General features: G+C 33.9%; 14 protein-coding genes, 1 tRNA gene and 1 pseudogene. 12 read left to right on the forward strand and 4 right to left on the reverse strand.

Annotation, left to right across the window (positions count from 1 at the left end):
- Positions 1-355 precede the first annotated feature (355 nt).
- The 3 genes from RTL21_RS00405 (at position 356) to RTL21_RS00415 (ending at position 2,547) form a co-directional block, all read left to right on the forward strand.
- Positions 356-1,483, forward strand: a complete 1,128-nt coding sequence (locus tag RTL21_RS00405; RefSeq protein WP_312092205.1) for a YqgU-like beta propeller domain-containing protein — start codon at positions 356-358, stop codon at positions 1,481-1,483.
- A 98-nt stretch (positions 1,484-1,581) separates the two neighbouring features.
- Positions 1,582-1,899, forward strand: coding sequence for an MTH1187 family thiamine-binding protein (locus RTL21_RS00410; protein ID WP_312092207.1), 318 nt, complete (start codon positions 1,582-1,584; stop codon positions 1,897-1,899).
- Between the two features lie 12 nt (positions 1,900-1,911).
- Entirely contained in the window at positions 1,912-2,547 is a 636-nt protein-coding gene (locus tag RTL21_RS00415) for an MBL fold metallo-hydrolase (RefSeq protein ID WP_312092209.1), read from the forward strand.
- Positions 2,548-2,599: 52 nt separating this feature from the next.
- Here the strand turns inward: RTL21_RS00415 and RTL21_RS00420 are convergent, their stop codons facing one another.
- Positions 2,600-3,298 (reverse strand): helix-turn-helix transcriptional regulator, encoded by a 699-nt coding sequence (locus RTL21_RS00420; RefSeq protein WP_312092211.1) that lies wholly within the window; start codon positions 3,296-3,298, stop codon positions 2,600-2,602.
- Between the two features lie 433 nt (positions 3,299-3,731).
- Here RTL21_RS00420 and RTL21_RS00425 point away from each other — a divergent pair, with 433 nt between their 5' ends.
- Positions 3,732-4,667 carry a cation diffusion facilitator family transporter gene (locus RTL21_RS00425; protein WP_312092212.1) on the forward strand — a complete coding sequence of 312 codons (936 nt, stop codon included), beginning with the start codon at positions 3,732-3,734 and terminating at the stop codon, positions 4,665-4,667.
- Between the two features lie 68 nt (positions 4,668-4,735).
- Here RTL21_RS00425 and RTL21_RS00430 read toward each other — a convergent pair.
- Positions 4,736-4,807: transfer RNA gene (locus RTL21_RS00430), tRNA-Gln, on the reverse strand.
- A 210-nt stretch (positions 4,808-5,017) separates the two neighbouring features.
- Between RTL21_RS00430 and comGA the strand changes: the two genes are divergently transcribed.
- From comGA to RTL21_RS00470, 8 genes are read left to right on the forward strand one after another with little or no spacing between them, the layout of a single operon-like run.
- Complete coding sequence (comGA, locus tag RTL21_RS00435; RefSeq protein ID WP_312092214.1) at positions 5,018-6,085, forward strand: competence type IV pilus ATPase ComGA; 1,068 nt, start codon at positions 5,018-5,020, stop codon at positions 6,083-6,085.
- The gene (gene comGB / locus RTL21_RS00440) at positions 6,072-7,106 is read left to right on the forward strand and encodes a competence type IV pilus assembly protein ComGB (RefSeq protein WP_312092216.1); all 1,035 of its coding nucleotides are present in this window, start codon (positions 6,072-6,074) and stop codon (positions 7,104-7,106) included. Before comGA ends, comGB begins: the two co-directional genes overlap by 14 nt.
- 12 nt (positions 7,107-7,118) lie before the next feature.
- Positions 7,119-7,433: a competence type IV pilus major pilin ComGC gene (comGC, locus tag RTL21_RS00445; protein WP_312092218.1), complete on the forward strand. Its 315-nt coding sequence runs from the start codon at positions 7,119-7,121 to the stop codon at positions 7,431-7,433.
- Complete coding sequence (comGD, locus tag RTL21_RS00450; RefSeq protein WP_312092220.1) at positions 7,433-7,867, forward strand: competence type IV pilus minor pilin ComGD; 435 nt, start codon at positions 7,433-7,435, stop codon at positions 7,865-7,867. Before comGC ends, comGD begins: the two co-directional genes overlap by 1 nt.
- A gap of 7 nt (positions 7,868-7,874) precedes the next feature.
- The gene (locus tag RTL21_RS00455) at positions 7,875-8,174 is read left to right on the forward strand and encodes a hypothetical protein (RefSeq protein ID WP_312092222.1); all 300 of its coding nucleotides are present in this window, start codon (positions 7,875-7,877) and stop codon (positions 8,172-8,174) included.
- Between the two features lie 8 nt (positions 8,175-8,182).
- Positions 8,183-8,623, forward strand: coding sequence for a competence type IV pilus minor pilin ComGF (gene comGF / locus RTL21_RS00460; protein WP_312092224.1), 441 nt, complete (start codon positions 8,183-8,185; stop codon positions 8,621-8,623).
- Complete coding sequence (gene comGG, locus RTL21_RS00465; protein WP_312092226.1) at positions 8,620-9,000, forward strand: competence type IV pilus minor pilin ComGG; 381 nt, start codon at positions 8,620-8,622, stop codon at positions 8,998-9,000. Before comGF ends, comGG begins: the two co-directional genes overlap by 4 nt.
- Positions 9,001-9,050: 50 nt before the next feature.
- Positions 9,051-9,239 (forward strand): YqzE family protein, encoded by a 189-nt coding sequence (locus RTL21_RS00470; protein ID WP_312092228.1) that lies wholly within the window; start codon positions 9,051-9,053, stop codon positions 9,237-9,239.
- Between the two features lie 70 nt (positions 9,240-9,309).
- On the opposite strand, the gene RTL21_RS00475 is transcribed toward RTL21_RS00470, so the two are convergent.
- Both RTL21_RS00475 and RTL21_RS00480 read right to left on the reverse strand, forming a co-directional pair.
- Positions 9,310-10,110 carry a YqhG family protein gene (locus tag RTL21_RS00475; RefSeq protein WP_312092230.1) on the reverse strand — a complete coding sequence of 267 codons (801 nt, stop codon included), beginning with the start codon at positions 10,108-10,110 and terminating at the stop codon, positions 9,310-9,312.
- Positions 10,079-10,438 (reverse strand): annotated as a pseudogene (locus RTL21_RS00480) (ATP-dependent helicase); the annotation flags it as partial. The pseudogene RTL21_RS00480 and the gene RTL21_RS00475, both read right to left, overlap by 32 nt.

Consider the following 10,438-nt stretch of genomic DNA (forward strand, 5'->3'; position numbering starts at 1 on the left):
GATACAGTTATTTCATAAAAAGAATGGACCAAATAAAAAATAAGAGAAGTAAGGAATTTTATTATAGACTGTTTTCTAAAAGATTAATGCTTTTCAATAGGGATATTTATATTTAGTAGCCTTAATACATGTAGACGCCACGGGGATTAGTGAGACAGTCGTGATCCGCAGGTAATTCGTAACCCAAGGAAAAGCGATGATATTTAGGCTGTGGGAAATAGCAATAAACTTTACGAAAACTGCCTTTTTATAAAATCTCAGAGCGGATTTGAAAAAAGCCGAAAAAAATCGGCTTTTTTGTGTTACTATTCTATAGTGTGAACAAAAAAATGAACAGTATATAGGGGTGTGGAAAATGTTTCTATTAGGTAAGAGAAACACACTAGGAATAGTTCTTCTCTGCACTTTTTTCACACTTATTCTGACTAGCTGTGCCCCTAGGCAGAATGATTCAGCCAGTGAAAATGATACGAAGGACAAAAATGTAGATAGTAATGACACGATGCTTCCGCCTATAAGTCCAATTGAAGGAGAGTTTGAACAAGTATATGGCTGGATTAAGAAAGATACGATTTGTTATTCGTCTAAGCTTGAGGGTGTATATAAAATTTATTCCTATAACATTTATACAGGAAAGCATATCCCTCTATATGAGTCGGAAGCAGAGTTATCTAATGTGATTATAAATAAAAAACAACTTTTAATTTTCAGTGCTCTTTCTGAAGAAGAAGGAGAAATTCATATAATTGATTCTAAAGGAAACGAAATACTTTCTAGAAGGCTTGAAAGCTATGAAACGGACTTTGCATGGAATCCTCATAATGAAAATGAATTGCTTATTACTACCTTAACCAAGGAGTGGGAAAGTAAAGTATTTACATTAGATATACAAGAAAACGTATTAATTGATTTCTCTGTTACTACACCTTTTCCACAATGGCTATCAATGGAAGAGGTAATGTATCTTGACTGGGATCAAAGTAATCCTTCCTTATATGCACCGCTTAAACTATTTAATTTGGAAACAGAAGAAGAAAATGAGGTGGACTTGCCTAATATTTACTTTATTGACCAGAAAAATGATTATCTAATTACCATTTCTAGTACGGTTAAGGAAGAAGAGGCAGTTTATACCTTTTATCATACAGATTTAAGCAAACAAGGGAGTATTCATGTTCCTAGATTATCTAAATTCGCTAATTGGTTAGTACCAAACTATACGATATATAAGGATAACTTCCTTACTTTCAGTCCTAAAAGAAATGGCAATGCAGAAACGTATCAAGATAGTTTTGAGCTTATTGAAGTAGATATGGAATCAGGGCAAAATAAAGAGTTATTTCCTGATAGGGATTTTGAGGATCAGCCAATTCAAATTTCAAGCGACGGAAAGTACTGCCTTTATGGTTATTATTTTGAAAATATGCTGGATATGGAAACTGGAGAAATTACTCCATTATTTGCGTCAGATATTCCACAATAGTTGATGTTGTAATAAAAATATGCCATCATAATGATGAACTTAGAATCGATTAATAGGAATGAAATTCGATTAATTGCAAGAGTGAAAGGGGAATAATAATGGCAATCGTAGATGTAACGGTTATACCAGTAGGTACACAAACACCAAGTGTGAGTGCATATGTAGCAGATATACAAAAGGTATTAATGAGTTATGAGGAAAAAGGACAGATTCGCTTTCAATTAACGCCTATGAATACGATTATTGAGGGAGAGTTATCAACTTTATTTGAAGTTATCCAAGCAATGCATGAAGTTCCATTTGAAAAAGGTCTTGTGCGTGTTTGTACGAATATAAGAATTGATGACAGACGAGACATTACGAGAAAAATGGAAGATAAAGTTGAACGTGTATTAAGTCATTTAGAGGACAAATAGGAGGGCGATTTAGTGGAATATAAACAAATTCCTTTAGGGTCAATCCAAACCAATTGTTATTTAGTATGGAATGAAAATAAGGATTGTTTAGTGATAGACCCAGGTGCAAATGGGACAAAATTAATTAAGATGATTCAAGAGTTAGCTTTATCTCCTATTGCGATTCTTTTAACCCATGCACATTTTGATCATATTGGCGCAGTAGAAGATGTCAGAACAGAGTATAGCATTCCCGTATATGTACATAGCAAGGAAGAAGAGTGGTTAATTAATCCGAAATTCAATGGGAGCGAAGCATTTAGACTTCCCAATCCTATTGTGACGAGACCTGCCGAGCATTTCTTAGATGAGAACCCATGCATGACTATCGGTGATTTTACATTCCAAGTAATGGAGACACCAGGACATTCTCCAGGTAGCGTTACGTTTTATTTTAAAAAGGAGAATTGGGCATTTGTTGGAGATGCACTTTTCTATGAAAGTATAGGTCGGACAGATTTAATTGGAGGTAATCAAAGAACGTTATTAAATAGTATTCACGAGAAGTTATTGGCTTTGCCAGAAGAAACCATTGTACTGTCAGGTCATGGGAGAAAAACGACAATTGAGCATGAGATGGATCATAATCCATATATAAATGGCTTTTAATTTAAAAAAGAACAGAGAAAAGGTATAATCAGTTCCTTTTCTCTGTTCTTTTTTATTGTACGATGGTTTTATAGGCGCATTGATCGCAACCAGAGATAATATTTTGTTTTTCGATCAACTCAACGTTTGTAAATAATGCTTCAAACATTCCAGTAAAGAAGGATTGGTGCATCGTACAAACTTTATCTTTATGTTCTTTTGCGACTTCTTTAAATGGACAGTTATATATTTCGAAATATAATGAGGTTTGATCTTCATTCCATTCTAATGCTGGTAGTTGTCCTGTCATTAAGCTGGCATTTTGTAAAATACGTAGCTTATCTTCATTAGATAGAGATGCAGTATTGTTTGTATAACGAGCGATTTCTTGCTCCATCATTTCTTTTCCGAATGTTTTTCCGGTTTCGTATAGTGCTCTGCTACCATCTACTCCAAGGCTTTCGAGGGATTTTAATAAAATGCTACTTAATAATTCGTAGTCGCGAAATGGAAAACTAAATTGTATGACCTCATCAGATAAGCGGTATAATCTGCTTGGACGGCCACCTTTTCCTGTTTTTTTGGTTTCAGAATGTAGCATTCTCACATCTTCTAATTTTGATAAATGCAATCGAGCCACATTAGGATGGATGGAAAATTCGTCTGCGATTTCTTGAACAGTGACATCTTGATGGCGTTTAGTAATATATTGATAAATATAGAATCGAGTTGGATCAGATAATACATTTGTTACCTTTAGTGTATTTTCCATATCAAATGTTTCCTCCTGGGAACTAATTTTCTTTATTATAATATAGCAATCTACCATAAACATGGTTAAAACGATAAGTTTATAAAATGTTCACAACTTCACAATTATTTGTTCATAAAATGTACATATTCACCATTTGTAGCATGTCCATCTTCTTAAGTCGGTTAATAGGTTAATAACTAAAAGATAGTTGACAAATTTAATTATAAAATTTATGCTTTTAATATCAATATATGAATACATACTCATATATTGATATTAAGTTAATTGCCATGGAATTATCAATTACCGATGAAGTTGCTTTTAAGTGTGAGGTTTAATTATCGAGTGGTCATAAAATTTGTTTTTTGCCACAAGCTATAGGGAAAAAGAGTACATCTAAATAAAGGATTCTCTAAATTAACTATATAGGCGAAGCGGGGAGGAAGATAAAATGGGACATTTCCATGAACACGACCATAGCCATCATGGACATCACCATCATGGTTTTGAGGAAACAAGAGAAGGAAATAAAAAAGGTTTATTTATAGCTTTAATAATCACATGTGGCATAATGCTATTAGAGTTTTTCGGAGGACTTTTTACAAATAGTCTTGCTTTATTATCAGATGCAGGACATATGTTAAGTGATTCAAGCTCTTTATTTTTAAGTTTCATTGCTATCTGGTTTGCATCACGCAAACCATCCCCACATAAAACATACGGATACTATCGTTTTGAAATTTTAGCTGCTTTATTTAATGGTGCCACTTTGTTTATTATAGCTTTTTTTATCATTTGGGAAGCAGTAGCAAGATTCTCTGAACCTCCAACAGTTACTAGTGGACCGATGATGATTATTGCTGCAATTGGATTATTAGCCAATATGATTAGTGCGTTAGCATTAATGAGAAAAGGGGATGTAAAGAACAATGTAAATTTACGAAGTGCCTACTTGCATATTCTAGGGGATGCACTAGGTTCTGTTGGAGCGATTATTGCTGGATTTCTAATGCTATTATTTGAGTGGTATGTCGCAGATCCTATTATATCTGTTGTAGTTGCGCTTTTAATCTTGAAAAGCGGCTGGGGAGTGATAAAACATTCAACCCATATATTAATGGAAGGAACGCCAGACACAATAAACCTGGCAGCTGTAAAAATGGAGTTAGAAGGGATTGAGGGAGTCATCGATGTCCATGACTTGCATATTTGGACTATAACTTCTGGGTTAGATACATTAAGCTGTCACATTTTGATTAATGATAAAATGGATAGCCAAGATATTCTACAGCAAGCAATTGATCAAATGAAAGATAAATTTAAACTAGAACATGCGACTATTCAAATCGAGAAGTCACAAATTCACCATGAAGATATGAATGTATAATAGGAAATTACAGCCTTATTGTTTTTGGCTGTTTTCTGCATAAAAAAGACCCGTTTTTCGGGTCTTTACTGGGCTAGCTGGATTCGAACCAACGAGTGACGGAGTCAAAGTCCGTTGCCTTACCACTTGGCTATAGCCCAAAATAATGGATAAATATAGTATGGTTCTTTTGTTATTTTTTATACAGAATAAGTATTATTTTTTTGTGATCTTATGAAAGTTATTTAACAGATTCGATCAATAAGAAAAAATTTAAAAAAGAGAAAAAATTAAATAAAGATTAGAAGGAATTTCTTCTTTTTTGTCGAAATATAATGTCGAATAAATAAAAAGGTGGTGTTTTATATAAAGTGTTATCTATTGAAGCTTTAGCAAATCGGATAATTCGTGATGCGGTAGAGCAGAATGCTACTGACATTCACATAACCCCAAGACAAAAGGAGTCGGTCCTTCAATTAAGAATTGCGAATCACTTGATATCCCGATTAGTAATTACGACGGAGGAATGTGACAAGTTAATCTCCCATTTTAAATTTACTGCTTCCATGGATATTGGCGAAAGAAGAAAACCGCAAAATGGAGCTATTTCAACTACAGTCAATGGACAATATATTGGCTTACGTTTATCGACCTTACCTTCTTACCCTCACGAAAGTTTAGTTATTCGCATACTTTCCGACAAAAACATGCTTCCAATCTATCATATCTCTTTATTTCCAAATGTTTCGCGAAAATTAATTTCGTTATTAAAGCATGCTCATGGTTTAATTATTCTCACTGGTCCGACTGGGTCGGGCAAGACGACAACCCTTTATTCCCTCATAAATGAAAATGCCCATCTCTATCAAAGAAATGTTATCAGTTTAGAAGACCCAATTGAAAAGCCTCAGGAAAATGTTCTCCAAATTCAAGTTAATGAGAAAGCTGGCATTACGTATTCTACTGGATTAAAAGCAATCCTTCGTCATGACCCTGATATTATTATGGTTGGAGAAATTCGCGATAGAGAAACAGCACATATCGCAATCAGGGCGAGCTTAACAGGTCATTTGGTATTAACAACAATGCATACAAGGGATGCAAAAGGTGCTATTCACCGTTTGCTAGAGTTTGGCATTAAGGAGACAGAAATTGAACAAACCTTAATTGCTGTTACTGCACAAAGACTGGTTGAGATTGTATGCCCATTTTGTGAAGAACGCTGTTCGCCTTGCTGTTACCGTTTAGATGACCGAATGAAGCGATCAACCGTGTTTGAAATGATAACAGGTAGGTTGATTCCGGATATTCTCTATAATCGATCAGAGAATTGGAGAAATAAATATAAATCATTAGGTGACATCATTTGTAAAGGGATTGCATTAGGTTATATAAAGCAAGGGGAATATGAACGGTGGATTTATGATGAAAAAAAATAAAAGATGGACTAATTTAGAGCAAGCGAGATTTCTAAAATGTATTGGGGAGTTATTAGATAGGGGTTATTCTATGTCGGAAGCAGTTCAATCCTCGCGTTATTATATGCCTAATCGTCGATTGGAAGACATAAATGCTTGTTATGGCTCTTTAAAGGGAGGAGAGACATTTTTTGAAAATCTAGTGAAATTAAACTTTGATCGCCAGGTTATTAGTTTTGTTTATTTTGCTGAAAAGCATGGAGGATTTGCTACTGCTTTTCAGGATGCTAGCAAAATGATTCAGAATAAACAAGATACGATTAAAAAATTAAGTAAGCTTCTTTCCTACCCGATTTTTCTTTTATTATTTACCTTCGTTTTATTTTTCTTCGTTCAGAGTATACTCATTCCTAAATTTAATTCCATTTTTCTATCGATGAATATCAATAAGAATTTCTTTTTGCTTTTTGTCCAATTTATTGGCAAGGTCATTCCATTTCTATTCGCTTTCCTGCTTATTTTCCTTGTTTCTAGTTTCTTCTATTATAATTTGCATTTTCGTAAACTGGATATTATTGTGCAGATGAATTTACTGGCTCAGATTCCATACATAGGAAAAATGGTTAGACGCTATTTTTCTTATGTACTATCCTTGCAATTAAGTTATTTACTCTCTAGTGGATTTTCGATTTATGAATGTTTACAATTTTTTCAGGAAAATAAGGAGCAAAGGTTGTATTCTCAGATTGGTATAATCGCCATTTCTCAGTTAAAAAAAGGATTGCGTCTTGATCGAGCTTTTGTGTCATTTGATTTTTTGGATAAAGAACTGTTGCAAATTATTCAGCATGGCCAGGAAAATGGTAAGCTCGATCAAGAATTCTACTATTTTGGCAATCATTGTTTAATTCAAATAGAAGAGAATCTAAACAAAACAATGAAAGTCCTTCAGCCTACATTGTATTCCGTAGTCGGAATACTAATCATTTCTATTTATTTATCGGTATTAATGCCGATGTTTCAGCTATTAGATGGATTTTGAAAGGAGCATATAATGAAGAATGAACATGGCTTTACGTTAATTGAAATGATGATTGTTTTGGTTGTTATATCCATATTATTGATCGTGACCATTCCGAACATAACAAAGCATAATTCAAAAATAAATGATACAGGTTGTGAAGCATTAACAAAGATGGTACAAGCAGAGGTACAATCCTATTACATGGAGCATAACGAGTATCCTGAGAGTACCACTGACCTGGAAGAAGAAAGTTATATAACAGCCGATCAGCAGAAATGTACAAATGGCAAGGAATTAATTATTACAAATGGTGTTGTTTCTACTTCAGGCACTGAAAATCCATGATGGCAAATCAGCGAGGCTTCACATTAGTGGAAATGCTTGTTGCTGTGTCATTATTGGTGGTTCTCTCCTCCTTATCTGTGTTCTTAGTTACCTCACAGCAAACCTCGCTCAATGAAGATTATTTTATTACCCAGCTAGAGGCAGATCTCTATTATGCACAAGCTTATGCGATAGCCAATCAACAACAACTCCAAGTAAAAATATATACGACTATCAATCGCTACAACATTCGTGGTGATGTAAAAACGGGCAATATAGTCGATCGTTATTATGATAAAGAGATTGTTTTTATTAATGAATCTACGCTTTCTTTTACTATCAATTCGAGTGGGAATTTTTCTAAATTTGGCACTTATGAATTCCGGATTGGTAAGCAAGCATATAAATTAACCATTCAAATTGGCAAAGGACGATTTTATGCAACTAAATTGTAAAGGATTTATGTTACCAGATTATTTATTGGCCTTTACTATATGGCTTTTAATTGCTTTAACATGGATACCAATTTATGTGCATGTTTTAAAGCAACTGCAAGATTCGGAAGAAGGCAAGTTTGTTAATGAACTATTTTATAGTTATTTAATAGAAGTGAAATTAGGAGAAGCAGAAAAAGGAATTTCTTCGATTGAAAAAGACGGTAATAGCTACTCTATCTTTTGGGAAAAAGATAATACTGTCTGTATCCAGTATAAAAATTTATTTCAGGAGACGAAAAGAATTTGCGATGTCTTGATAGAATAAAAAAAACAGTGGCATTCAATAATAAAGGCTATGTTTTATTGGAAATGCTTCTTTGCTTTCTTATTTTTACAATCATTCTTTCTTTATTGATTGTTCCTTTGCAGCTTATGCTCGATAGCCAATTTGCAGAGAAAGAATTACAGGAGATGGAATGGGAAGTGTTTATCCTTCAATTAAAAAAAGAAACAAAAATTGCACAAAATATTGATGTTTCAAACAATAAATTATTGCTTTATGTAGATAGAAGAGTGGTTACCTATGAGAAATATGAAAGCAGTATAAGACGGCGAGTAGATTCGACGGGGCATGAGGTAGCGTTACAAGGCATTAAAAATGTGAATTTTACCATTCATAAAAATGGGTTTAGATTAAAGGTAACTACCCGATTTGCAAGAGAAAAAGAAGCTAGTATAAGTTCCTATCTTCGTCTAGGGAGTGATGCGGATTGATTAGAAATAATAAAGGGTTTATTTATCCTTTATCTTTATGTGTGTTTATTCTTTTTATCCACTTCCTGCTTATCTTGTATGGATTGTATGAAAATAAGAAAGGGATAGAAATAAGTGTGAAAAATAGCAATATGCAAGAATACTACTTTCTTACTTCCTTGAAAGATATTGAGGAGCAGCTTGTTTCACAGGAGAATTTCGTCTTGACTGGTACAAAGATTTTTTTGCATGGTCAAGTGTTTTATACAATTACGAAAGACACTGCTACCACTTATAAAATTGATTATAAATTAAATTTGCAGGGTGTTTCGAACCAGATTGTTGCCACAAGTTATTTTGATATGGACCAGCATAAAATGACGAAATGGGTAGAATGAAAAATAGAAATATTGGCTATCCTATTACAAATGCTAGAGTAGGTGATTAAATGAATACCAATGATTATGTAAAATATTTAACGCAAACATTTGTACAGTATATGGATCAGCCTAAGGAACAAAGACAAAAGCTAAAAGAAGAAAAAAAGGGGTTGAAAGAGCCCTTTATGCTTAGATGGTTTGGGATTTTGCCGTATTTGATTATGTTCAGTCTGAAAGGTAGAAAATATAAACGATAGATAGTAAAAAAGGAGTCCAATCTGCCGTAACGAAATGGCAAATTGAACTCCTTTTTTATGTGCAAAAGATTTAGGAAACAGCTTCTGAAGCCAAATAAAATAACCCTCCATTAATAATGGATATATTAATTATTGGCTCATACTGTTCTTGCAGTGCTAATTTTTCAGTTTCTAATGTTTCTTCTTCCTCCTCCTCCAAATCTTCATAAAAATGCTCTAGTAGTTCTAAATCTTTTTTCCATCTTTCTCTCGCTTTTTCTGCCCAAGTATGATCTTCTGTCAACAAAGATTGTTTAATCATATTCTCAATCCTCGATATGCCACTTTTGGGCATTATTAAAGGGGAGAGGGTGAAAGCATAATCTGGAATTTTTGGTGAAAGATTCATCTGCTCTATCTTCGATTGAAAATCTGTCGCAATAGACCCGTTAATAAGTTGTAAACCAATCGATTGGAACATATCTCGTTTCCTGTCACATTGGTAGGATATTTTCACATTAAGTGCTAGCCATGGTTTTAAAGCTGTTTGCTGTTGCCCTTGCCCTGTTTTATTTTCGTAGAGGCGTATATATTTCGATAAATTTTTTGCGGAAGCAAAAAGTTGATGAAGACGCGGGGAACCAAAATGAATTAATTCGCCCTTAATATTCTCTGGTGCAAGCTTTGGATCACTAATAAGGGTGAGGCTGGCGGGATTTGGAGTTCCGCCAGTCTTTTCAAGATAATGCCAATAAAACGGTCGATTCATTAACTCTTTGTCCATCTCAATGGTAAGTTGTACGGTTAGATAACCAGGTTTATTCTCTGTTATTTCACAATCATTCGCGATAAAAAAACGTTCAAGAAATTGATGAATTTCCTGCTGCTTCATATGTTTCACCTTCCTTCATATTCTGTGCAAATTCAATCATGCTCGTTAAATTATCCATTTTGATTTTCATTTCTCCTTCTGATTTAGAATGGGAGAAGATATCAATCATATAGTCATCCATATTGCCAAAATCTAGCTTTGTAAGAATATCGTCTAGTTCTCCAATTACTTTTTCAAAAAGATGGATTTTTTCATAAAGTAGTTTTAAGATATGATCCTCAACGGTATTTTTGACTGCAAAATTATAAATCTTTACATCTTCTTTTTGACCAAGGCGATGAATACGACCGATTCGCTGTTCTAACCTCATTGGATTCCATGGAAGATC

This window comes from Niallia sp. (genome assembly GCF_031978665.1).
Classification (GTDB): domain Bacteria; phylum Bacillota; class Bacilli; order Bacillales; family Cytobacillaceae; genus Niallia.